General features: G+C 47.3%; 27 protein-coding genes. 23 read left to right on the forward strand and 4 right to left on the reverse strand.

Annotated features, from left to right (window positions below):
• Positions 1–47: 47 nt before the first annotated feature.
• Positions 48–782: a YdcF family protein gene (locus tag ACETMN_RS08725; protein WP_105597912.1), complete on the forward strand. Its 735-nt coding sequence runs from the start codon at positions 48–50 to the stop codon at positions 780–782.
• Between the two features lie 100 nt (positions 783–882).
• Here the strand turns inward: ACETMN_RS08725 and ACETMN_RS08730 are convergent, their stop codons facing one another.
• The gene (locus ACETMN_RS08730; RefSeq protein ID WP_411736028.1) at positions 883–2256 is read right to left on the reverse strand and encodes a M56 family metallopeptidase; all 1374 of its coding nucleotides are present in this window, start codon (positions 2254–2256) and stop codon (positions 883–885) included.
• 6 nt (positions 2257–2262) lie between these two features.
• Entirely contained in the window at positions 2263–2637 is a 375-nt protein-coding gene (locus tag ACETMN_RS08735) for a BlaI/MecI/CopY family transcriptional regulator (RefSeq protein WP_340019820.1), read from the reverse strand.
• A gap of 167 nt (positions 2638–2804) precedes the next feature.
• Here ACETMN_RS08735 and ACETMN_RS08740 point away from each other — a divergent pair, with 167 nt between their 5' ends.
• From ACETMN_RS08740 to ACETMN_RS08820, 17 genes are all read left to right on the forward strand, one after another.
• On the forward strand, positions 2805–3326 hold the full coding sequence (locus ACETMN_RS08740) for a hypothetical protein (RefSeq protein WP_210107570.1): 522 nt from the start codon (positions 2805–2807) through the stop codon (positions 3324–3326).
• 116 nt (positions 3327–3442) lie between these two features.
• Positions 3443–4333: a TIGR01777 family oxidoreductase gene (locus ACETMN_RS08745; RefSeq protein WP_411736029.1), complete on the forward strand. Its 891-nt coding sequence runs from the start codon at positions 3443–3445 to the stop codon at positions 4331–4333.
• 561 nt (positions 4334–4894) lie between these two features.
• Positions 4895–5896 (forward strand): beta-ketoacyl-ACP synthase III, encoded by a 1002-nt coding sequence (locus tag ACETMN_RS08750; RefSeq protein WP_091014903.1) that lies wholly within the window; start codon positions 4895–4897, stop codon positions 5894–5896.
• Positions 5886–7178, forward strand: a complete 1293-nt coding sequence (locus tag ACETMN_RS08755) for an ATP-grasp domain-containing protein (protein ID WP_256975048.1) — start codon at positions 5886–5888, stop codon at positions 7176–7178. The genes ACETMN_RS08750 and ACETMN_RS08755 overlap by 11 nt, the downstream gene beginning before the upstream one ends.
• Complete coding sequence (locus ACETMN_RS08760) at positions 7175–8170, forward strand: NAD-dependent epimerase/dehydratase family protein (RefSeq protein WP_091014902.1); 996 nt, start codon at positions 7175–7177, stop codon at positions 8168–8170. Before ACETMN_RS08755 ends, ACETMN_RS08760 begins: the two co-directional genes overlap by 4 nt.
• On the forward strand, positions 8164–9024 hold the full coding sequence (locus ACETMN_RS08765; RefSeq protein ID WP_091014900.1) for an MBL fold metallo-hydrolase: 861 nt from the start codon (positions 8164–8166) through the stop codon (positions 9022–9024). Before ACETMN_RS08760 ends, ACETMN_RS08765 begins: the two co-directional genes overlap by 7 nt.
• Positions 9021–10337 carry a F390 synthetase-related protein gene (locus tag ACETMN_RS08770; RefSeq protein WP_091014898.1) on the forward strand — a complete coding sequence of 439 codons (1317 nt, stop codon included), beginning with the start codon at positions 9021–9023 and terminating at the stop codon, positions 10335–10337. Before ACETMN_RS08765 ends, ACETMN_RS08770 begins: the two co-directional genes overlap by 4 nt.
• A 79-nt stretch (positions 10338–10416) precedes the next feature.
• Complete coding sequence (locus ACETMN_RS08775; RefSeq protein WP_091016134.1) at positions 10417–11313, forward strand: SDR family oxidoreductase; 897 nt, start codon at positions 10417–10419, stop codon at positions 11311–11313.
• 216 nt (positions 11314–11529) lie between these two features.
• Positions 11530–12111 carry a DJ-1/PfpI family protein gene (locus tag ACETMN_RS08780; protein ID WP_091016132.1) on the forward strand — a complete coding sequence of 194 codons (582 nt, stop codon included), beginning with the start codon at positions 11530–11532 and terminating at the stop codon, positions 12109–12111.
• Positions 12108–12686, forward strand: a complete 579-nt coding sequence (locus tag ACETMN_RS08785; RefSeq protein ID WP_091014897.1) for a GNAT family N-acetyltransferase — start codon at positions 12108–12110, stop codon at positions 12684–12686. Before ACETMN_RS08780 ends, ACETMN_RS08785 begins: the two co-directional genes overlap by 4 nt.
• Positions 12683–13567: a serine/threonine-protein kinase gene (locus ACETMN_RS08790; RefSeq protein WP_091014895.1), complete on the forward strand. Its 885-nt coding sequence runs from the start codon at positions 12683–12685 to the stop codon at positions 13565–13567. Before ACETMN_RS08785 ends, ACETMN_RS08790 begins: the two co-directional genes overlap by 4 nt.
• Before the next feature lie 92 nt (positions 13568–13659).
• Positions 13660–14028, forward strand: a complete 369-nt coding sequence (locus tag ACETMN_RS08795) for a hypothetical protein (protein WP_091014893.1) — start codon at positions 13660–13662, stop codon at positions 14026–14028.
• A gap of 29 nt (positions 14029–14057) precedes the next feature.
• A complete protein-coding gene (locus tag ACETMN_RS08800) occupies positions 14058–14747 on the forward strand; it encodes a GNAT family N-acetyltransferase (RefSeq protein ID WP_411736030.1) in 690 nt (229 codons plus the stop codon).
• The gene (locus ACETMN_RS08805) at positions 14747–15217 is read left to right on the forward strand and encodes a GNAT family N-acetyltransferase (protein ID WP_091014889.1); all 471 of its coding nucleotides are present in this window, start codon (positions 14747–14749) and stop codon (positions 15215–15217) included. The genes ACETMN_RS08800 and ACETMN_RS08805 overlap by 1 nt, the downstream gene beginning before the upstream one ends.
• A 67-nt stretch (positions 15218–15284) precedes the next feature.
• Positions 15285–15671 carry a hypothetical protein gene (locus ACETMN_RS08810; RefSeq protein WP_411736031.1) on the forward strand — a complete coding sequence of 129 codons (387 nt, stop codon included), beginning with the start codon at positions 15285–15287 and terminating at the stop codon, positions 15669–15671.
• Between the two features lie 115 nt (positions 15672–15786).
• Positions 15787–16569, forward strand: coding sequence for a glutamate racemase (gene murI, locus ACETMN_RS08815; protein WP_411736032.1), 783 nt, complete (start codon positions 15787–15789; stop codon positions 16567–16569).
• Between the two features lie 24 nt (positions 16570–16593).
• The gene (locus ACETMN_RS08820) at positions 16594–17145 is read left to right on the forward strand and encodes a histidine phosphatase family protein (RefSeq protein ID WP_411736033.1); all 552 of its coding nucleotides are present in this window, start codon (positions 16594–16596) and stop codon (positions 17143–17145) included.
• A 69-nt stretch (positions 17146–17214) separates the two neighbouring features.
• Here the strand turns inward: ACETMN_RS08820 and ACETMN_RS08825 are convergent, their stop codons facing one another.
• Both ACETMN_RS08825 and coaA read right to left on the reverse strand, forming a co-directional pair.
• Positions 17215–17577: a DUF423 domain-containing protein gene (locus ACETMN_RS08825; protein WP_091014882.1), complete on the reverse strand. Its 363-nt coding sequence runs from the start codon at positions 17575–17577 to the stop codon at positions 17215–17217.
• 64 nt (positions 17578–17641) lie between these two features.
• Entirely contained in the window at positions 17642–18571 is a 930-nt protein-coding gene (coaA, locus tag ACETMN_RS08830) for a type I pantothenate kinase (RefSeq protein ID WP_036610217.1), read from the reverse strand.
• Positions 18572–18766: 195 nt separating this feature from the next.
• On the opposite strand from coaA, the gene ACETMN_RS08835 reads away from it, so the two are divergent.
• From ACETMN_RS08835 to ACETMN_RS08855, 5 genes are all read left to right on the forward strand, one after another.
• A complete protein-coding gene (locus ACETMN_RS08835; protein WP_411736034.1) occupies positions 18767–19555 on the forward strand; it encodes a DUF3891 family protein in 789 nt (262 codons plus the stop codon).
• Between the two features lie 238 nt (positions 19556–19793).
• Complete coding sequence (locus tag ACETMN_RS08840; protein WP_091014877.1) at positions 19794–20303, forward strand: 8-oxo-dGTP diphosphatase; 510 nt, start codon at positions 19794–19796, stop codon at positions 20301–20303.
• Between the two features lie 136 nt (positions 20304–20439).
• A complete protein-coding gene (locus tag ACETMN_RS08845; protein WP_306299270.1) occupies positions 20440–20862 on the forward strand; it encodes a GNAT family N-acetyltransferase in 423 nt (140 codons plus the stop codon).
• A 117-nt stretch (positions 20863–20979) separates the two neighbouring features.
• Positions 20980–21477 carry a GNAT family N-acetyltransferase gene (locus ACETMN_RS08850; RefSeq protein WP_091014876.1) on the forward strand — a complete coding sequence of 166 codons (498 nt, stop codon included), beginning with the start codon at positions 20980–20982 and terminating at the stop codon, positions 21475–21477.
• The gene (locus ACETMN_RS08855; RefSeq protein WP_091014874.1) at positions 21478–21912 is read left to right on the forward strand and encodes an NUDIX domain-containing protein; all 435 of its coding nucleotides are present in this window, start codon (positions 21478–21480) and stop codon (positions 21910–21912) included.
• Positions 21913–22456 lie beyond the last annotated feature (544 nt).

Here is a 22456-nt window from a genome sequence, read left to right on the forward strand (position 1 = left end):
ATAAGTGATTTGCGGAATAGTGGGTACAAGAAGGAGTGTCTACGGATTTGATAAAAAAGTTCTTACACAAAAATGGACTGATCATTGATCTTGTCCTGTTGGCATGTTTTGTGGCATTTCTGGCCTTCTGGGGCCAAAGGTTTGCAGTCATGTTTTTTGGAATGATCACGGTGGCTTTTATCGTGCTAAGACGGATTGACTATCAGAAGCATGTTATTCTGAAACGGATTATCCTTACCGGATTTGGCGTGGTTGCCGTCTCTTTTGTCATTATTGAAGCACTTGTATTCACACAGCTTGGTGCGAATGATCCGGAAGAAGCGGACTATGTCATTATTCTGGGTTCAGGCATCCGTGGAACGGAATTGTCATTGACCCTGAAACAAAGGTTAGATGCAAGTCTGAACTACATTCGTAGTCACCCTCAGACACCAGTCATTGTATCGGGTGGGCAGGGACCTGGAGAATCGATTCCTGAAGCGCTCGCCATGAAAAACTATCTGATTGAACAGGGGATTAACCCCGCCCAAGTGATTATGGAAGATCGCTCCACAAGTACACAGGAGAATTTGGCCTTTTCCAAAAAAATCATTCTTGAATCCGGGTTAGAGCACCCTGAGATCATGATTGTCACCAGTGACTATCATATGTTCCGTTCCAAATACATCGCTGCCAAGAATGGTTATGCAGCAGAATACGGCATATCGGCTCCGTCACCGGGTTATCTGAAACCCGTCAACATGATCCGTGAATATTTTGCTACGATCAAAACATTTATCTAATGCACATGACAGAAAAACGGAAACAGGACGAAGCGGAGATCTATGATCTATGCTTCGTCCTGTTTGCATATAAGGACGGTTATTACTCCTTAACAATAGGTTATTTTTCTGAAGGAGCAGGTACAGTTACTGAAACCTTATCCCCAGGGAGAGCTACCATTTCAGAAGATGAGGCAGGAGAAGGAACGGTTGCGGCCTCGGAAGCCTTGTCCTCGGAAGGAAGGGCTACCATCTCAGAAGGTCCAGCAGGAGAAGGAACTGTGGCTGATTCTACAACTTGAGCCTCAGAAGGTTCAGCAGTCGAAGGAGCTGGTACATTTTCTGAAACTTCATCCTCAGGGATAGCCACGATTTCAGGCGTTTCGGAAGCAGCGGGAGCAGTTACAGCCTCAGAAACGCCGGCTGTATCGGGAGAAGCTACGATCTTAGGGGTCTCAGATACGGAAGGAACAGGCACAGCTTCAGTAGCCTTGGCCTCTACTTTAACCGTATGGTTTGATGCCCATACTGCGGTGGACGTACTTACGCCAGTAATAAGCAGGAGGGCTCCCATACTTATCATCCAATGTTTCTTTTTCAGTTTCTTTACATTAAACATAATCATCAATCTCCTTTTTAATTGTTTGCCTTCACCCGATAGGGACGAACAAAATTGAGCAGGTATTTTCTTGGTTCCCGCCATCACATTTAAAATCGTCTCACCATATCGTCTTCGCTCTTCATGGGACATCTCTTTCACCACATCTTCATCACAGGCCAACTCGCTCCAGGTATGAATGTCCCGGCGAATCATATGAATCAGGGGATTGAACCAGTGCAGGGCACTAACGCCCAAGGTCACAGCCTTGACCCACAGATCTTTATGTTTCAGATGTACCAACTCATGATGAATCACCATGCTGATGTCCATTTTCACCATATTTTCGGGTGGCAGATATATCGTTGGTTTAAACAAGCCAACCAGTATAGGGCTTCGTACTAGCGTGCTGTGAGCAAGCGTGATATTACGTTTGAGACCCAAACCCTCTTTGATTAATGGTAGCTGTATAGCTGCCTCACTATGACGGAGGACTGGGGTACGTGTACGAGATAATTCATTCAGAAATCTCCGGTAACAGTACACCTGCCATGCAGAAAAACCAATGACTCCAGTGCCCCATACACATAACAAGAACCAGGCTGTGGTTACCGAAATGGTTTGTTCCGGTATAAACGTTCCTGCAAGTAAGCCTGAAGCTACTGCATTCTCCGTACCCGGTATAGTTGATGTCGTTTGGAATGCAATATCCAAAAGCCATGAAAGGCCAAGAGATACCGGGAACAGATAAAACAAGATAGCCAGTTTACCGAGTCTGTAGAGCCACTTGGTCGGAAAAACAGATACGGGTATAAGTCGTAGTGCCAAAATACAAACAGAAACGATACTTCCCGCCACGGTCAGGCTGCACAGAATCTCAAAAAAGATATTCATCATCTGCACCTACTTTTCCGAAAGCCATTTTTTCAGTTCTGAAATGTCATCGTCTGAAAGCTTGTCACCGTCATACATGGCCGAAACCAAATTCTTGACTGAACCTTGATACAGTCCATCAAGAACATGCTGCGTTTCCTGTAGTTTGTAATCTTCGGGCTGTAGAAGAGGCTCATAATCATTGGTTCGTCCACGTCTCGTGACGGTAAGTGCGCCTTTATCCACCAACCGTGACAGAAAGGTAGACATGGTCTGCGCTTTCCACGCTTTCCCCTTCTCAGCGAATATGTCTAATAGTTCTGTGGAGGTGACCGGTGGGGCGCATGACCATATAACGACCATTAACTCCATTTCAGTTTCGGATAATTTTTGAATCTGGTTCACAGTGAACACTCCTTAACATCGTTATGCGTCCATAACGATCGTATTACTACACTACGTAGTACGTATAAACTACTACAACTTGTAGTGGATAGTCAAGTTAACCTGATAGATGATTGCCAAACCATGTTATAATATAGGTCATTAATAGAAGAACGATGTAGGAGTGAATGATCATTACAGCATATCAATTACCTGCTCTCTATGAGCAGAAGCGAGTTTCAATGCACGAGATGGAAGAGATTGTACGCCTGTTGGCCCAGACACCGCTATTATACGATGATGGACAGAGCATTCAGATTCAGGATTACATGGGAGGCTTGGAGGTCGAACTTAAGCATGAGGTACGTCGTGCAGTGACCGAGTTGTATGAACTGGCTGTTCAGGCTTGCCGAGCCTTCGCTGATCCATTGGCGTACGAGCAACTTCAAGATGCGCTTGGGTTACAGGCCGAGTTGTGGCAGGAGGAAGTGCTTACTCTTGCAAATTGGATGGATTGGTTGAAGCAGATCAGCGAAGGAAAGAGAACACTGCCCGAGTACAACTTTACAGCGATGCTTGGGAAGTTGCCGGACGGATTCATGATCCATGATTTTTATGATGAACTCCGATACCAACTGGAACAAAACCCTGCAAACGCATGGGCTATCGAAGAGCGGGATCGCTTGTACGTAGCTCTGGGTGTGAAATAAATCAAACCAACGGATCACCGGCGGTGTTAATCTATTATCTACATTTTGCATGCATAGAAACATTCCAATCTATATCTTGCGAGTTCTTTACCCAGTATGGGAAATGAGGGGATACCGTGAAGAAGGTTGTATTAGCTGGTGGAACGGGATTTGTCGGACAGGATTTTGCCCAAAGGTTCAGAAAGCTGGGGTATGAGGTGTTAATTATCTCACGTCAGCCCGGTCATATTGCCTGGGAGGATCGTGCAGGAATTATAGGGGCACTGGAAGAAGCAGAGATGCTGATTAACCTGGCAGGTAAATCGGTAAATTGCCGTTATACGGAGGAGAATCGCAAAGTCATTCTGGAATCCAGAACGCGTACAACACGTATTCTCGGCGATGCCGTCCTAGCTTGTAATCAACCTCCCGACCTATGGATTAATTCGAGTACGGCGACCATATACAGACATGCCGAAGATCGTCCCATGACGGAAAAAGAGGGCGAGATTGGCTCCGGCTTCTCGGTCGACGTTGCCAAAGCTTGGGAACAGGCTTTCTTTGAATTCAGTCTGCCGTCTACGCGTCAGATTGCACTGCGAATTGCGATTGTGCTGGGCAAGGGTGGCGTGATGGTGCCCATGACGAACCTCGTCCGTTTTGGACTGGGAGGATCGCAAGGTGCAGGCACACAGCAGTTCAGCTGGATTCATATCGAGGATCTGTTCCGCATGGTGATCTATCTGCAAGAGCATCCACACTTAAATGGTGTGTTCAATGCGTCTTCTCCGCATCCGGTGACGAATCGGGAGTTAATGGCGCGTCTGAGAGAACAGATGGGTGTTCGGATCGGACTGCCTTCTCCTCGCTGGATGCTTGAACTGGGCGCACGTTTTATTCGGACCGAGACGGAACTCGTTCTCAAGAGTCGTTGGGTGATTCCTGAGCGATTGGAGAGGGAAGGATTCACTTTCACATACGGTACACTAGATGCCGCTCTTGCCGAGATTTTGAATAAGAAGAAATGACACTTTATACAAAAGAAAACACAACAGGAAGGGCAGAGGCATCTGCCCTTTATTATATATTTTAAGGTTTACTTCATGGCGTTTCGCCATTTGAGGTGGAGGATTCATTTCATTTATATATGTTCAACTAAACATTTACACGATAACGGAGGGACAGAAATAACTTGAAGAAGCGAAGCGTTCGCCTAAAAGCTTTCTGAAAGAAAGCTGCATCGGAAGCATATGCTTATCCCCGGATTTTCCCTTTTTAAGAAGGGAATCAAAAAAATCTGGGGAAAACAGCGATCGGAAAGTTGTTCTGTCATCGGAGTGTAAGTGTAAATACTAATTAGCTGAACTTATAGAGGTTTTTCAAAAAGTCCGCTTTTGATTACGAAGTATGCCTATCGGCATCATCAGCATCGAATATGGAATTCAGCCGAAATGTCCGTTGCTCACGTAGTTTTCCTACGCTCCGCTACTCCATTTCTAGCTTCATCCCATCTTCTCGGTACTGAAAACCGGTCTTTTTGAATACGAACTTATATATATCAGTCAGATGAACAGAAAGAGGTTGGGGAAATGCAACTTAGAAGAGTAAGGATTGCAGGAACAGGGAAGTACCTGCCTGAACAGGAGGTCACCGATGAGGAACTGGATCGCCGCTTGGGCGTGCCTGCGGGCTGGGTTAGCAAAGCCACAGGTGTAGGTGTACGCCATTATGCTTCGGGTGAAGAAACCTCGTCCTACATGGGTGCCAAGGCTGCCGAAGCTGCACTTGCGGATGCAGGATTACAATTCAGTGATATCGACTGCCTGGTGTGTACCAGTGGCACGAAGGAACAACCGTTGCCTAGTACGGCGGTATTTATCCAGCAGGCCATGGGGCAGCAAGATTCGGGCGTACCCGCCTTTGATATGGATGCAACCTGCCTGAGTTTCCTGAACGGACTCGATGTGATCTCCTATATGGTAGATGCTAAACGTTACCGGCGAGTACTGCTCGTAGCCACCGAGATTGCCTCAGCCGGACTCAATTGGTCGGATAAAGAGAGTGCGGCCCTGTTCGGGGATGGAGCGGCCGCTGTTATTATTGAACGTTCGCCTGAAGGGTCATCCTCTCAGATTGTACATGCTTCCCTTCGAACCTACAGCCGAGGTGCTCGCTTCTCGGAGATTGCAGGTGGAGGTACACGGCTGCATGCTTCGAATTATAAGGCAGATCAGCCGGAGCCCTATCTTTTTCATATGGATGGACAGGCCATCTTCCGCATGGCTTCCAGACTTCTACCTGGATTCATCAGCGATATGCTGCAGGCGACCGGGAATCGAATGGAGGATTTCCAATTGGTCATTCCTCATCAGGGAAGTGCGATGGCGATGAGACTGATTCGCAAGAAGCTTGGCATTGCTGAAGATCGGTTTATGGACATCACACGAAATCACGGCAATACAATTGCGGCATCGATCCCGATGGGTCTGCATGAAGCGATTAGACAACAGCGTATTCAGCGTGGAGATCGGGTGTTGATGATTGGCACGGCTGCCGGATTATCATTGGGAGGACTCATTTTTGACTACTAGATCTGGGGAAACCGGACATCGTACATCTGCTTCTCTTCGTGTGCTCCTTACAGGCGGAAGGGCTCCCGTTACGCTCGATCTGGCACGCATGCTTCATCGTGCAGGCCATCGGGTCTATGTTGCGGAGAGTGCCGTACGGCATCTGACCAGATCATCCAGTGCAGTGGAACAATGCGCTGTGGTCCCATCGCCGCGTCATAATACACGTGCTTATCTGGAAGAGCTGGAACGGTTGGTACAGGATTGGCAGATCGACCTGCTGATCCCCATGTGTGAAGAAGTCTTCTATGTTGCTCAAGGGGCAGACAGACTGCGTGCATATTGCCGTGTGCTGGTTACAACTCTGGAGCAACTGCATGCGCTGCACCATAAATACGATTTTATCCGGCTTGCAGATTCACTCGGTCTTTCGGTCCCGGATACACGTCTGATCAACAGTCAGCAGGAATGGACGGAAGCTCAGTCTGTTCTGGGAGAAGCAGGAGATCGAGTGTGGAAACCGGTGTATTCCCGCTTCGCAGCCAAAGTTCGCATGCCCACACGTTTGATCAATAAGGGTGTGGCAGGGACTGCACAGAAAGGATACGCAAGCGAAAAGAAGCATCGACAATTACGTAACGATCCTCCGGAAGAAGGGGGATTATCCTCTGCTTCGCCTTGGGTTGCACAGGCCTTCATTCCTGGTCAGGTGTTGTGTACATACAGCATAGCCCACGAAGGACAACTGGTTGCGCACGCCACCTACGATAGCCGCTACCGCACAGGAAGCGTGGGGGCCAGTGTGTTTTTTGAACAGGTGGAACATGAGGGTGCCCTTGCATGGGTGAGACAATTTGTGCAGTCAACAGGTTTTAGTGGACAGATTGGGTTTGATTTTATAGAAGGTCAGGATGGGAAAGTATACGCAATTGAATGTAATCCGAGGGCAACGAGTGGGATTCATCTGTTTCACCCTGGAGATGACTTGGTGCGTGCACTAACTGAACCGGAGACATTGGTCAAGGAAGGAAGAATGATCACGCCCGCACGGGGCAGCAAAGCCATGCTCATGCTTCCCATGTTGGGAAGCGGACTGCAGCAGATCTTCGGCAAAGGAAAGTTCCAGGCATGGGCAGCTGCCTGGTGTGGAGCCAGGGATGTGGTCTATATGCGGCAGGATATCCAGCCGTTATTTGAACAATTTGCAGTGGTGCTGACCGCCTGGCGTCTGGCAAGATCACAGAAGTTCTCGCTGACTGAAGCTTTGACTCACGACATAGAATGGAACGGTGAACAACAATGAACAGAGCATTGGTTACAGGAGCTACGGGATGCCTGGGCAGGCATCTCGCGACACGACTTGCAAAAGAGGGATGGGAAGTCACGGGCATGGGCCGACAGCCAAAGATTGGTGCAGAACTTGAGTCGGCAGGAATCCGATTTCTGAATGGAGATATACGGGATGAGGCAGCAGTAAATGTAGCGTGTACGGGGCAGGATGTGGTCTTTCACTGTGCGGCTCTGTCATCGCCATGGGGCCGATATCGTGACTTTTATAGCAGTAATGTAGAGGGGACACAAAATCTCATGGATGGCTGCCTGCATAATGAGGTACAGCGATTTATACATGTCTCGACTCCAAGTGTATATTTTAACTACATACCGCGATTTAACGTACATGAGAATGACCCGTTGCCATCCAAACCAGCCAATCATTATGCAGCCACAAAGCTTCTCGCGGAGCAGGTTGTGATGGAGGGGCATGCGAAGGGACTTCCGTCGATCATGATTCGACCGCGAGCGATCTTTGGTCCGTATGATCAGACGTTATTTCCCAGAATAGTCGCAGCAAACGCGAAATCAGGCGTGCCGATGATTGGCGGTGGACAGGCATTAATTGATCTGACATGTGTGGATAATGTGGTGGACGCCTTGTTGTTGTGCCGTGATGCCCCTGACGAAGCGCTTGGCAGAGCTTACAATATCTCCAATGGCGATCCGAGGGCGTTTAATGAGTTGGTGAGCAGCCTGTTTGGCATGCTGAATATGCCCTTGCGTCGTCGAAACATTCCTTATCGGATGGCATATGGTGTGGCAGCGTTGCTGGAGCGAGTTCATGGCTATATTCCTGCGTTGGGTGAACCTCCGTTGACACGGTATACAGTCGGCTCCTTATCTATTCCACAGACATTGGATATTACGGATGCACGGGAGCAATTAGGGTACGTCCCTCGGGTGTCCATTGAAGAGGGATTGCAACAATTTGCAGACTGGTGGAGGGCTGAATCATGCTGACGACAACTCCGGTAGAACTATATTTGGGTGCGGCGGGTTACTGTACACATCCAGAGTTTCTGACGCTGCGTGGTGGTCGATTAAGACCAGTACCTTTCCCCGCAGGATTTGCTTGCATCATTCACCCTGTATATGGACCAATCCTGCTGGATACGGGATATAGCTCCCGCTTTTTCAAGGAAACGGCTCATCTGCCCAATGCGCTGTATCGTCATATTACACCGGTTGTCTATCGTGAAGAGGATAGTGCCGTTCATTTTTTGGCTGGGCTTGGGCTGAAAGCTTCGGATATTCGGTATATCATCCTCTCTCATTTTCACGGCGATCACATCGCGGGTGTGCGAGATTTCCCGGAGGCACAATTCATCTATTTGCCAAGGGCTTATGATGCGGTGCGCTCCCTTGGTTCGATTGCGGCTGTGAAGGCAGGTTATCTGTCCGGGTTGTTGCCTGAGGATTTTGCGGCCAGATCATTGCCTGTTACGCGTCAGCCTAAGCGGTGGATGAGAGCGGGGGAGGAGTTCCCTTTTGATGAAGTCTACGATATCTTTGGCGATGGCAGTCTGCTGGGGGTGGATGTATCCGGTCATGCGGAAGGCATGATGGGACTCCTGCTGCGTACAGAAGAACATGATTATTTCCTGTGCGCGGACGCAGTGTGGTCGAGTCGGGCTTTTCGTGACCAGCGTAGGCCTCATGCGCTCGCGGGTATCATTATGTCTGATCGACAGGAATACCACCGTAACTTTGACAAGTTGGTTCAGCTGCATCAGCAGTTCCCCCACATTCGGATAGTGCCGAGTCATTGTCGAGATGTACTGGAAGCTTGGGGTGTGGGAGGGCCGAAACGATGAGTAATATCTTTCGTATTGTGGTTCATTATGCGCTTGCACGTGGGCTGCGAACATGGAAAACGCGAGAACAACTGGAGCGCTGGCAAGAGCGCCGGATTATTCGACATGTCCATCAGATCCGCGCCCGATCTCCGTTTTACCGAAAGTGGTGGGGTGGCGTGGACGCATCCAACTGGAGAAGCTTTCCGTTGATTGACAAATCAATCATGATGGAGAACTTTGATACACTGAATACGGTAGGCATTACCAAAGATGAAGCGTTGGCTCTAGCAGGTGAAAGTGAAGAAACGCGTGACTTCAAACCCTCCATTCAGGGAGTGACTGTTGGATTGTCCTCGGGTACGTCAGGGAACCGGGGAATATTTCTGGTAAGTGATCGGGAGCAGGATGCGTGGACGGGCACGGTGCTGGCCAAGCTGCTGCCTGGTGGACTGTGGAAACCTGCCAAGATTGCGTTTTTCCTGCGGGCCAACAGTAATCTGTATGAATCGGTGCAGCGTGGTAAGTTGCAGTTTCAGTACTTTGATCTGCTGGAGCGTGTGGAGACCTTGGTCAATCGGCTGGAAACCTACCAACCTACCGTGTGGGTGGCTCCTCCATCCATGCTGCGTCTGTTGGCGGACGCCTATGTGGCAGGCCACCTGACTGCTGTACCGGATAAAATCATCTCTGTTGCCGAGGTGCTGGACCCCTTGGATCGCAAGGTGCTGGAGCAGGTCTTTGGACAGACCATTCATCAAGTCTATCAGTGTACAGAAGGGTTCCTGGGAGCGACCTGTCGTTATGGCACACTGCATTTGAATGAGGATATAGTCCATATTGAAAAAGAGTTCATTGATCCCGCCACCCGGCGGTTCGTGCCCATTATCACAGACTTCTCCAGAACATCACAGCCGATCATCCGGTATCGGCTGAATGATATTCTGACCGAGGCGGCGATGCCATGTGCCTGTGGTTCCCTGTTTACCGCCATTGAGCGGATTGAAGGCCGCTGTGATGACACGCTTTATTTTGAACAACTGCATACGGGTGAGGCGGTGCCGGTCTTTCCGGATTTCGTCACCCGTTCGGTCATTGCGGCGTCGCCAGATATTGAACATTATCGTGTGGTGCAACGTGGGGACGGGACGATGGAGGTATCGCTACAACTTGGAGGAAATGCAGCACTGGGGCAAGTAAAGGCTGCTGTGTTGCAGGAATTGAACAAGTTGGCAGACAGGATGGATTGTACTTTGCCTGAGGTGAGATTCGTTCCGTATACGTTCAAACCAGGGGTCACCAAGCTACGCAGGGTGGAGAGACAGCTTGATTGAGCTGGTGGGAAAATATTGGGGAAGAGCAGGTGGCTGAATGACAGTGGTGACATACAAGATAGGAGATGGACAGCAGCGGATGCAGACAGAGGATCATAGAAATGAAGAAACAAAGGAAAAAAGACTATCAACATCTGGTGCACATGATCCCGTGGCTCTCATCACAGGCACATCCAGTGGCTTCGGTATGTTAACGGCCATTACTCTTGCCAAGCAGGGATACCTTGTTGTTGCTACCATGCGCGACCTTAGTCGAAGAGGAGAGTTGGTCAGACTTGCAGGAGAGGCAGGCATAACAGAACGTTTGGTGTACGAGCAGTTGGACGTTACGGATTCTGAATCGGTGCAAGCAGCTATAACCAAAGTCGTTCTGGAGTATGGCCGAATCGACATGCTGGTGAATAATGCAGGATTTGCGGTTGGCGGGTTCATTGAGGAAGTATCGATGGAGGATTGGCGGCGCCAGATGGATACGAATCTGTTTGGGTTAATCGCTGTGACACGTGCGGTCCTGCCTGTGATGCGTGAACAGAAGCAGGGGTTAATTGTTAACTTGTCCAGCGTCAGTGGTTTGTCCGGTTTTCCGGGGTATGCGCCCTATGCTGCTTCCAAATTCGCTGTGGAGGGATTCACGGAAAGTCTGCGGCATGAGATGTCTTCGTTCGGCGTTCGGGTGGTATTGGTTGAACCAGGTGCTTATCGTACGCCGATCTGGAATAAAGGTTTGGGTGAGATTCACCGGAGCGAAAACTCTCCATATAAGCATAAGCTGGATGCGGTTCTTCGTTATTCCAAACATGCGAGTGAGACGGCACCTGATCCACAGGAGGTAGCTGATCTGATTGGCCGAATTGCACGGATGCGTGCACCAAGACTTCGATATGCTCTCGGAAAAGGTTCACGTTTGCTCATCATAGGCAAGTTGCTTCTACCCTGGAAGTGGCTGGAGTGGATCATTGCCCGTGGATTAAAATAGAGATTAGGTACGAGTCAAGATTGCATAATTTCCGAAAGGGAGGGATTGGCCATCTTCGAATTCATCGTTATTATTTTACTTCTTGCGATTGTGGTTCTGCTCTTTCGCATCAACAGCAAGCTGCCGGAACGTGATTGGGTGAAGGAAGCGATGGAACGGGATCGGAATCAGAAACATAACCAGGATGCTCCAAATTTAAAAAAGCGGAGGTTACCAATGAAAATAGCATTCGTTTTGTTTGATGGACTGACTTTCCTTGATTTTGCAGGGTTTTATGATGTGATCAATCGGTTGAATTTCTTTGAGCAAACCAAAGGAACGACGTGGGAAACCTGTGCAATGACAGATCAGGTCACGGATGAGTCTGGTTTAACGATGAAGGTGGATCGAGTGAAGCCTGACCTATCGGAATACGATCTCGTGTTTATCCCCGGAGGCATGGGAACGCGCAAGCTTCGATATGACGAGGCCTTCGTAGGTTGGCTGAAACAGGCTGAGTCTGTGCCTTTGAAGGTTTCCGTGTGCACAGGCTCTCTGCTACTGGGTGCAGCTGGTTTTTTATCCGGTAAAAAAGCAACAACACATCCACATGCATATAACTTGCTTGAGCCGTATGTCACCGAGGTGATTCAGAAGCGGATTGTAAAAGATGGAAATGTAATTACTGCCGGTGGTGTGGCCACGTCCATTGACCTTGGGATTTATGTTGTTGGGTTGCTTGCAGGACAGGAAGCGGCAGCGAATGTAAAACTTCAGATCGATTATCCTTATGAGATGCAGGGAGTGGTTGAAGAATGAATGAAGGCCGAAAGCAAGAGCCCTGTACCATTCGCAATATTCAGCGGGATGAAGCAGACATCTACTGGCATTTACGACTGGAAGCATTGAAAACACATCCTGAAGCCTTCGGGGCTTCGTTTGAATTGTCGATTGAGATTCCCATGAATGAAGTACAGGAACGCATACATAATGAGCCCGATGATTATATTCTGGGAGCATACACAGAAGAAGGAACCTTGGCGGGAATGATGGGTTTCAAAAGGGAACATGGCCTAAAGCTCAGGCACAAAGGCATGATCTGGGGCGTCTATGTTGCTCCCCCATATCGGGGGAGTGGGTTGGCTTCACGGTTGCTCCGCGAGGTGCTGGATCGGGGAAGACATCTGGAAGGTATCAAACAGATTAATCTGAGTGTAGTGACAACCAATGAATCAGCCCGACGTTTATACGAGCGATATGGATTTGAAGTCTACGGCATCGAGCGTAACGCATTGGAAGTCTATGGTCAGGGATATGATGAGGCGCATATGAATTACTTTTATACAGAGCCCTCAAGATTGGATGCTGATATCACCACAGGAGGAGTCCGATGACAGATCATGTTGAACTTGAGATCGATGGTGTTTCCTTTGTCTTAAAAGAGTCTCATTCTTTCGATTGGTTACAGCCCTTGGGTAAGGTTTTTCGCGTATTCGATCAGCAGGATTCAGGGAATCTCTCTTTTGGTATTGTGCAAAAGGATGGAAAGAAATTGTTCGTAAAGTATGCTGGAGCACATACCATTCATGCGAATCATGCGGGAAGTCCCCCGGAAGCCATTCGTAATCTGAAATCATCTGTTTCCGTATACGAAGATTTGGCGCATGACACATTGATTCGACTAACGGATCATTTTGCAACGGGTAAGGGTTATGCCTGTGTCTTCGACTGGGTGGATGGGGAGTGTCTGCACTCCCATTGGTATTTTCCGCCTCCGGCCAAGTATGAAGATCCGCGTTCGCCCTACTATCGGTTCAGACAGCTTTCAGTGGAGACACGCATTCGGGCGATGGAACAGATTCTGGATTTTCATATCGAGGTGGAACGGAGAGGTTATGTGGCTGTTGATTTGTATGATGGCAGTCTGATCTATGATTTCGACAGAAACTTTATGAAAATTTGTGATATCGACTTGTATCGGAAAGGCTCTTTTACCAATACCATGGGACGTATGTGGGGATCTTCCCGCTTTATGTCTCCAGAGGAATTTGAGTTGGGTGCACCCATAGATGCGGTTACCAATGTATTCAACATGGGGGCAACGGCGTTTGGGTTACTTGGCGGGGAGAAAGATCGTTCCTATGCCAGATGGGATGCCGGAGAAGCATTGTATCAGGTTGTGAAACGTGCAGTGAGCGATGATCGGTCACAGCGGTACGCAACGATTGCGGAATTGGATGAGGCCTGGAAAAAAGCTGCTTTGCAAGGTCAATGAGTGAATGGACGGAATTTTCGCAAATATGCAAAATCCATTCGTATGTGTGTTCGAAATCCCGTATAATGGAAATTATTAAGGGGGTGCAGACGATGTGCAGATATGCCATGTCAGGACCATATAAAGACATCTATGCATGTTTCATTTGTCGCAAATCATTTAAACAAGTTTCCAGACATGACCTGAGCCCTGAGGTGGTGGCGCAACTTGAATATAAATGCCCGCAATGTGCCACGTTTATGGTTAGCATGGGACAGGATTTCCAGGCGCCCAAGCAAAAAGATACCAAACAATGGACCAAAGTGATGATGCTGTATCATCATGGTTATACCTATCATAATTGCGGGTGCGGGGCTGGATATCGCCCGGCTGATTTACGTGAATTATCCGCTTTTCTGGAGCAGCAAGAAGCTGGTAAAGGCAGTGAAGGCAAACAATTATTGCAAAGGTTAACTTCATAGTTATGGTTCCAAAATCCAACCTGTCGTCTATGGAAATGTTGAAGATACAAGCGAGCACGTTATATACAATCAATGAGCAGCAGCGTCTATTAAGCATTAACGAGCCGGGTGGTGGGCAGGCTCCAGCCATATTTATCGGGTTGGCTTCTGCCGGTTCACTGATCTATTACCATGAGCAGTTACCGCCGGATCTGATGGATGAATTGAGTAAGGAATGTGAGCTTCCATTGGATATTCCGAAACTGATTCGCAAGGTGGAAACCTTTGAGCCAGTTAACCATGTATGGATGGGACCCGCCTATGCTTTTCCTGAGTCATCTGACGAGTGGAATCATAAAGTTCAGTTGATTGGTCAGGAGCAGCATTATTTGCTGGCAGAGCATTTCCCTGAATTAACAGACCACTTGCATGAAAAAAGCCCTGTTGCCGCTTATGTTATTGGGGATTCTGCAGTGGCAGTGTGCTGCTCCGCAAGACTCTCCGATCATGGGGCGGAAGTGAGTCTATATACGGCACCCGGTTATAGAGGACATGGGTATGCAGCGGAGACGGTAAAATGCTGGCAGTATCATGTCAAGGAGCGTGGACGCATGCCAATCTACAGTACATCTTGGGATAATCTCGCTTCACAGCAAGTTGCCCGTAAACTGGGATTAATTCAGTTCGGTGTGGATTTCAGTATCACAACTGTAGATTTGAGGAAGGACTGTGATGTCTGATGATCCGCACTTTCGTACAAAAGGATCTGCAGTATGTCATTGAAGCGCATATTCGAATTTATCGAAATGAGTATAATTATGATCATAGCTTTGCTGAATTTATCGCCAACGCGGTTAATTCGTTTGGACTTAAAGGCAATCATTCGAGGGAAATGTTATGGATTGTAGAGTTAGATCAGACAGCTTCCGGCTCCATAGGACTTACTCAGGTGAATGAAAATACGGCTCAACTTCGCTGGTTTCTGATCGAACCGGAAGCACGTGGTGCAGGATGGGGCGTGAAGCTTATCGAACAGGCAATTCTTTTTGCAAAAGAAAAGGACTACACATCCGTGATCCTGTGGACCAATGAGTCTTTGATCGGCGCGCGTAGATTATATCAATCTGTGGGCTTTGTAATGAAGGAAGTCCGCAAGCAGATGTTGTCAGGTCAGGAGCTTACCGAAGAACAATGGGAACTTGTTCTGTAGTTGGCCGGGGGCTTGAGCATGAAAGCCGAATCTGTTGTCTTAACTCATTGTTGAAAGGAGTGGCACAGTGAATCGCAGAAGACTGATTCTGGGTTTGTTATCCGTATGCACAGCCTTGATGGTAGCAGCGTGTTCGACTCGGACGGAAGAACAGGTATTATCAGCAACCATTGCAAGCAATCTACAGCAGATCGTTAGCGACCCTGTCCTCGTGACCAGCAGCAATCCCAATGATTATATTACTGCTAACCGGGAGACTTACGAGGACATTCTGAATACGGGTGAGGCGGGACTGCCTCTCCTGCTACAGCAACTCGAATCCAGTCCGGATAACGGGCTCAAGGAATGGGTCATGGCTCAGGCAAGTACGGAACTGCTTGGAAAGCATAGCCCCGTAGAGGAATGGCATAGTGGCAAGGACTGGCTCATGCAGTATAAAATGAACGTAGAATAATGGTTCATCATCCTAGTGTGTGATGGGCCGGAAGTACAAACCTCACCTCCAGTCAGCATGAGCAGCATTGAGAGGTTCTTGGAACCCGAAATAATACATTATAGAGGTGAAATCCTTGAATAAGAAAATTGCTTTTTTTGATTCAGGCATCGGTGGTTTAACCGTTTTGCATAAGGCATTACAACAGTTTCCGGAAGAAAAATTCCTATATTACGCGGATACCTTACATGTCCCGTATGGAACCAAGTCTGCGGATGAGGTTAGAGGACATATTTTTGATTGTGTGGAAGCCATCGTTCAGGAGGATGTTCAAGCAATCGTGATTGCTTGTAATACAGCAACAAGTCTGGCTGTGAAGGATCTGCGCGCCAAGTACGATATCCCGATCATTGGCATGGAGCCTGCGGTGAAACCAGCCGTGGAGATGAATCGTGATAGTGGGAAGAGAGTGCTTGTATTTGCCACGGCCCTCACCTTGAGCCAAACCAAGTATAACGAACTGGTATCACGTGTTGATGATCACCACAGTGTGGATTCCATTGCGCTGCCGGAACTTGTGGAATGGTGTGAACAGCTGGATTTTGATCCGGGCAAAATCGCTGATTATTTCCGCTTCAAGCTGGCAGATCTCGATCTTCATGAGTATGGCACAGTGGTGCTTGGTTGCACGCATTATCCATTCTATACGTCCATTCTGCGCACGGTTCTGCCCGATCATATACAGATTATTGATGGCAGTACAGGTACGGTGAACCATCTCAAGCAGCGGCTTGGACTGGTGGCTCAACATGGAGACAGAACAGGGAAACAAGTCACTTTCCTCAGTTCATCAGGCCGACCGGAAGAGCAGGAGAAGATGTACAGTGCACTTCAATATCTTGAGAAGAACTCTATGTAGGTTACACTATAGGAGGTGATCGCTATGCAGTCCATTTATTTTATCCGTCACGCCAAGGCCACAGGGCAGGAACCCCATGCAGAGCTTACAGATGAAGGGATCAGGCAAGCCGAAAAACTTGCAGATATCTTGGCTCATCAATCCATTACGTATATTGTTTCCAGTCCGTGGAAAAGGGCCGTTCAGACGGCTATGCCGCTGGGCATGGCAACGCTGCAACATATACATACGGATGAACGTCTCCAGGAGAGGGTACTTAGCTCTTTGGATCTGCCTAACTGGATGGATGTACTGAAACGTACATATGATGATGTGGATTGGGTGGAAGAAGGCGGGGAATCTTCGAGAAACGCGGCTGCAAGGGGGTTGGCACTACTGGAAGAGTTGTGGAGCAGACCTGAACAACACGGGGCCGTGGTTACACATGGGAACTTGTTATCACTGCTTATTCGTGAGTATGAACCATCCTTTGGCTATGAAGAGTGGGCTAAACTTTCTAACCCGGATGTGTATGTGCTGGAGAGACAACGGCCAGATGCAGGGCAGCTCACCATTCGCAGAATCTGGACAGATTAAACAGGAAAAGAGTGCTCCAGCGATAGGATATCAGCCAGAACACTCTTTTCGTTTATCCAACGGGCATGTTTACAATGCGGCAATCATGATCATAACCCATCCAGCCAAAAATGCGACTCCGCCAAGTGGGGTAATGGCTCCCAATTTGCGAACACCCGTTACACTTAAAGTGTACAGGCTACCAGAGAACAGGATGATCCCGGCGAACATCAGCCATCCGGCAAACATGACGAGTGAAGAGGATTCGAGACGGTCTGCCAGCAGTCCAATCAGGATGATCCCAAGTCCGTGGATGAGGTGATATTGAACACCGGTTTCATAGATTTTGATCATGTCAGCGGATAGTTTGCGCTTGAGCGCGTGTGCGCCAAAAGCACCCAAAGCAACAGCCAGGAACATCATAATACTGCCGAGTATAATCAGGGTTTGCAATGTGTTTTTCTCTCCTTTTAAGGGTAATTAGTTATAACATCAAAGTGTACTGCACGAGTGTTGTCTACAGTTTACGCAATTGAATCTGCCCAATGGAGTGATCGGCTTCCTTTTTCAGAATCAGTCTGGCACGCCCTTTGGTTGGCAAAATGTTTTCATGCAGATTTTTGGCATTGATATCCTGCCAGATCTGGTTGGCCGTACGCACGGTTTCTTCTTCATCGATATTGGCGAATCGTTGATGGAAAAAGGAATCCGTGTTCTGGAAAGCTGTATTGCGGAGCAGCTTGAAACGCTCAACGTACCAGTGTCGTATATGCTCTTCTTCCGCATCAATGTAGATTGAAAAATCGAAGAAATCACTAACCAGCAAAGGCGTTTCCTTTTTGATCTGAAGTACATTGATACCTTCAATAATGAGAATATCCGGTTGACAGATCTGCTTCTCTTCCCCTTGAATGACATCGTAGGCGAGGTGAGAGTAGACGGGTGCTTTCACTTCGGGTTTTCCAGATTTTACATCACCCATGAACTGAATCAGGGATTTGATATCATAGCTTTCCGGGAATCCTTTGCGGTTCATGATGCCCTTCTCTTGCAGCACCGCATTGGGATATAAGAAACCGTCGGTTGTGACAAGGTCAACCTTCGGGCTATTCTTACCTCTGGCGAGCAGTGCCTGTAGCAAGCGGGCCGCTGTGCTTTTGCCCACGGCAACACTACCCCCGATTCCAATGATGTAGGGGGTGGGGAGAGCTTCTTTTTTCATAAAGGAGGCCGTCAGTTGATTCAGCTCTCGTGAAACTCTTGCATATAGGTCAATAAAGTGGGTAAGAGGCAAATATATATCTTCGACTTCTTGAATCGATACCTCTTCATTCAATCCCTTTAACTGTTCTAATTCGGCTTCCGTCAGTGGAAGAGTGGTCTGATGTTCTTTAAGTTCAGCCCATTCCTTGCGGTTAAACTCGATGTAAGGAGAGTATAAATTCATGAGATCCCGCTTTCTGTATGTAATATAATTGTGGACACAACCTTTAGTGTATCAAATTTCAGGAAACTGACAACACCTTTACATTGTGCCTTTCATAATGCCTTTCGTCAAAATGGAGCGAAAAACAACTTACTAGGAAAGTTTAACCCAATTTATGTTAAAGTCAACGTATACCATGCGGAAGGGTGACAGCAAATGATCGTATATGAGAGAGAGCATGATTTTGTTTTGACTGCACAGCATGAGCATGGATTAGTAGCCGGAGAGATGGCTGCCCACTGGAAAAATGAATTACTAGCCGATGCTGCGCATCGGGATGAATTGATTCTAGCGGCCAAGGAACATGACCGTGGCTGGATTGAACTGGATTCGTCTCCGTTCTGGAATGATTACAGTCAATCACCGTATTCGTTTCGTGACTTTCCATTGCGTCCGCGTTTTGTATTCTACCATAAAGGGATTGAAGAAGTTCGTCAGAAAAACCTCTACGCCGGATTATTGTGTAGCTTGATGTACACGGAGCTATTTCAGAAAAATCTGGGGGCCAATGCTCAGGATGATGATGACATCCGAGATTATCTGCAGCAAGAACACGAACGTCAGTTGAGTTTGGAGAATCAGCTGGGTGGCGATGCTGAAGCGCTGAAACGAAGGCTGCAAAGCGATGTGGAGATCATGCTTTTTTGTGATCAGCTCAGTCTGTTTCTCTGTATGGAGGAACCTGGAACACCTGCTGCGCGTTATGATTTTTTTGCAGAAGGGCTCAGTTGTACGTTTGATGCCTGTTCCAGACAACCGATTCAGGCAGAGTGGTTATCCAATGAAAAAGTAGGCCTGTCTTTTTTCCCGTTTGATGAGGACTTTACGATTGTTTTGCCTTATAAATCGGTGCCAAAGGCAAGTATCCGCAAATTTGGTATGCAACAGGCTTATCGCCGGGCTGAATGGAAGGAACGCCGGGTGTTGATTACGGAATTGAACTGAGAACTGTAAACTCCAGGCTTGAGGAAAGAGCAGCATAGAATATCACAAAACAGGCGGGCTTCTGATGTACAGGTGTACAGGGCGTCCGCCTTTCGTATGCATATATATCATCATCGACTATACTGTGAGACCGGTGAAAATACGAATGAATCAGAGTGGGAATAAAGAAGGAAAACACAGGTTATTCCCAGAAATGTTAGTGTACAGCAGAGAAGTGCATGTTAGCAGGAGGACGAATATGGATACTAGAATAGAGATATTAACGATGTGTATGGTATGGGACAAAATGAATGATCAGGTGTTGTTAATGAATCGGCCGGATCGCAAAGGATTTCCGGGATACATCGCTCCTGGGGGGAAGGTAGATTTTCCGGAGAGTATCGTGGATGGTGCCGTGCGGGAGGTTCTGGAGGAGACGGGGCTAGCAGTTAATGAGATTACGTATAAAGGGCTTGATGAGTTCTGTGATCCCGAACAAGGATTGCGGTACATGGTATTTAACTATTTGGCGACTTCATTCGAGGGTCAGTTATTGCAAGATCCGCCCGAAGGCGAACTGTTATGGGTGCCTATGAAGCGGGTTTTTGAGCTGCCTATGCAGGACTGGTTCGCTGAACGTGTCCCGCGTTTTTTCCAAAATGGTACTTTTGAGCGGAGTGTAATCTGGGAGAAGTCATCCGGACGTACGCTGCAAGAGACATTTATGGTGTATAGCGATTCTGTTCTTGAACAGCGCGAAGTCCGGTAAGGGGATTGAAGGTTGGATACAGCATGTAAAATTCTCAATTAATGATCGGTCATAATGTATCATCCATATCTATATATTTATATCCAGATATTATGATATAATGAAGTTTACTATTTTTATGGGAGATGAGTAGTCTGTGGGGATCGTATTTCGTGATAAGTTGGAAGATATAGATCTTGAACAGCTAGATGGGAATTTTTTTTATGGTTGGCCAAACCCGCCGTCTACGCCAACTTTTCTAAAGTTGCTGGAAAAGTCCTATGCCATTGAACTGGCTGTTGATGAAGATACAGGAAAGGTGGTCGGATTCATACAAGCCATCTCTGATGGTGTTCTCAGCGCGTATATCCCCTTACTGGAAGTAGTCCCAGAGTATAAGGGTCGGGGAATCGGGACGGCTCTTGTTCAACGCATATTTGAACGTCTTCGTGATCTTTATATGATTGATCTCTTATGTGATCCGGAGCTGCAGACGTTCTATGAGAAACAGGGGATGTCCAAAGCATCAGGAATGGTTATTCGTCATTATCAAAATCAATCGGGTACAGTAGTTGGTTAATAGATTGGGTGATAGGTTTGTTAGACTTAAGCAAGATATATTTGTAGATCTGCCATACATAGGCTTCTGCAAACAGAACGAGAATGAATATTGTACGATGAAAAGGTGGAGATTGGCATGAAATTGTCGTTCCGGATTTTGGACTGGGAAGAAGAGCGACCGTACGAACTTTTATTGATGGCTGATCCTTCAAAAGCAATTGTTGATGAGTACCTGAGTCGGGGTGTTTGTTTTATTGCTGAGTATGAAGGAGAGATGGTTGGAGAGTTCGTATTGTTAAAGACTCGTCCGGAGACTGCCGAGATTGTTAATATTGCCGTACAGGAAGAACTGCAGGGACAAGGTGTAGGCAAACACATGATTAAGGAAGCGATGGAAGCTGCACGTAGATTGGGCTGCCGGATTCTCGAGATTGGAACAGGCAACTCCAGCTTTCATCAATTGAAGTTATACCAACGTTGCGGTTTCCGCATTATCGGGGTTGATCGTGATTTCTTTGTGAGACATTATGAGGAAGAGATTATAGAGGATGGTATCCGCTGTGTGGATATGATCCGTATGGCCATAGATCTGGATGCTGTTATCGAGGATGAAGACGAAAGGAAGGGTACTTAAGTGAATCGGCATACACATATTGGCGTATATGGTTTGGTCACTTGGGAGCACAAATTCCTGTTGATTCATAAGGCACGCGGGGCATATCAGGGGCAATGGGATTTACCAGGCGGAAGGCTGGAATTTGGTGAACAGCCAGAGGCCGCACTTCAACGTGAGATTGAAGAAGAGACGGGCCTGACCCATCTGCAATTGATGATTCGTTCTGCGGAGTCTACGGTACTGGAATGGGTGTATCAAGGTGAGCCGGAAGAGCTGCACCATATCGGGATGTTGTATGATGTTGTTTTGACCGCAGCCAGTCAGCCGGATCATATCAAAAAAGAACCCGATGGCGAAGACTCGCTGGGCGCGGACTGGTTTACAATGGAGCAGGTTAGAGATCTTTCCCTAACGCCGTTTGCAGAGTATATGATTAGTCAAAGTACAACTTGATGCGCATTATCAACTGTAGTGTTAACTCAAACTTGTTGAATTCAAAGAAGCTGCTCGGATAATTTATGTCTGGGCGAGCTTTTTTCAGTTGGTCTCCTCAAGAAAACCCCAATTATTTGTTGAATGTGATGTCAATTGGTTAATGTTTAACTGGACGGTTTGTTTTTGAACATAATGGACCACAATTTAATTAAGGAGGTAAATGGGAGATCGTATGCCTATTTTGTTGTAATTAAGCGTTCGTTGTTCTATCCAAATTGCTCGATTTATTCGATTCATCTAATTTATGCATCAATTGAACTAAAAATAGGAAATGCTCCTGAGCGTAAAAGTTTATAGAATAGATATTAGAACATGGACTTCACTTGAAGAAGAGGAGAAAGTGTAACCTTCGAACGGATCAGGACAGTATTCGACATCTGTGCGACGGTATATACAATCATTGTTTTACTTTGATTTTGAAAACGCAGACAAACCTTGACGGGAGCGTCGGACTAACGTTACTACCACCAACAGCACGATTATTGGACTTCATGAAAAATTT

This window comes from Paenibacillus sp. M2 (genome assembly GCF_046713495.1).
Lineage (GTDB): Bacteria > Bacillota > Bacilli > Paenibacillales > Paenibacillaceae > Paenibacillus > Paenibacillus amylolyticus_B.

Bases quoted from the DNA above. Each gene is read 5' to 3' on its own strand.
- ACETMN_RS08780 (WP_091016132.1), top strand. From the start codon at position 11,530: ATGAAAATAGCATTCGTTTTGTTTGATGGACTGACTTTCCTTGATTTT.
- ACETMN_RS08790 (WP_091014895.1), top strand. From the start codon at position 12,683: ATGACAGATCATGTTGAACTTGAGATCGATGGTGTTTCCTTTGTCTTA.
- ACETMN_RS08750 (WP_091014903.1), top strand. From the start codon at position 4,895: ATGCAACTTAGAAGAGTAAGGATTGCAGGAACAGGGAAGTACCTGCCT.
- ACETMN_RS08785 (WP_091014897.1), top strand. From the start codon at position 12,108: ATGAATGAAGGCCGAAAGCAAGAGCCCTGTACCATTCGCAATATTCAG.
- ACETMN_RS08835 (WP_411736034.1), top strand. From the start codon at position 18,767: ATGATCGTATATGAGAGAGAGCATGATTTTGTTTTGACTGCACAGCAT.
- ACETMN_RS08760 (WP_091014902.1), top strand. From the start codon at position 7,175: ATGAACAGAGCATTGGTTACAGGAGCTACGGGATGCCTGGGCAGGCAT.
- coaA (WP_036610217.1), bottom strand. From the start codon at position 18,571: ATGAATTTATACTCTCCTTACATCGAGTTTAACCGCAAGGAATGGGCT.
- ACETMN_RS08765 (WP_091014900.1), top strand. From the start codon at position 8,164: ATGCTGACGACAACTCCGGTAGAACTATATTTGGGTGCGGCGGGTTAC.
- ACETMN_RS08770 (WP_091014898.1), top strand. From the start codon at position 9,021: ATGAGTAATATCTTTCGTATTGTGGTTCATTATGCGCTTGCACGTGGG.
- ACETMN_RS08820 (WP_411736033.1), top strand. From the start codon at position 16,594: ATGCAGTCCATTTATTTTATCCGTCACGCCAAGGCCACAGGGCAGGAA.
- ACETMN_RS08740 (WP_210107570.1), top strand. From the start codon at position 2,805: ATGATCATTACAGCATATCAATTACCTGCTCTCTATGAGCAGAAGCGA.
- ACETMN_RS08840 (WP_091014877.1), top strand. From the start codon at position 19,794: ATGGATACTAGAATAGAGATATTAACGATGTGTATGGTATGGGACAAA.
- ACETMN_RS08795 (WP_091014893.1), top strand. From the start codon at position 13,660: ATGTGCAGATATGCCATGTCAGGACCATATAAAGACATCTATGCATGT.
- ACETMN_RS08800 (WP_411736030.1), top strand. From the start codon at position 14,058: ATGGAAATGTTGAAGATACAAGCGAGCACGTTATATACAATCAATGAG.
- ACETMN_RS08730 (WP_411736028.1), bottom strand. From the start codon at position 2,256: ATGATGAATATCTTTTTTGAGATTCTGTGCAGCCTGACCGTGGCGGGA.
- ACETMN_RS08850 (WP_091014876.1), top strand. From the start codon at position 20,980: ATGAAATTGTCGTTCCGGATTTTGGACTGGGAAGAAGAGCGACCGTAC.
- ACETMN_RS08805 (WP_091014889.1), top strand. From the start codon at position 14,747: ATGATCCGCACTTTCGTACAAAAGGATCTGCAGTATGTCATTGAAGCG.
- ACETMN_RS08775 (WP_091016134.1), top strand. From the start codon at position 10,417: ATGCAGACAGAGGATCATAGAAATGAAGAAACAAAGGAAAAAAGACTA.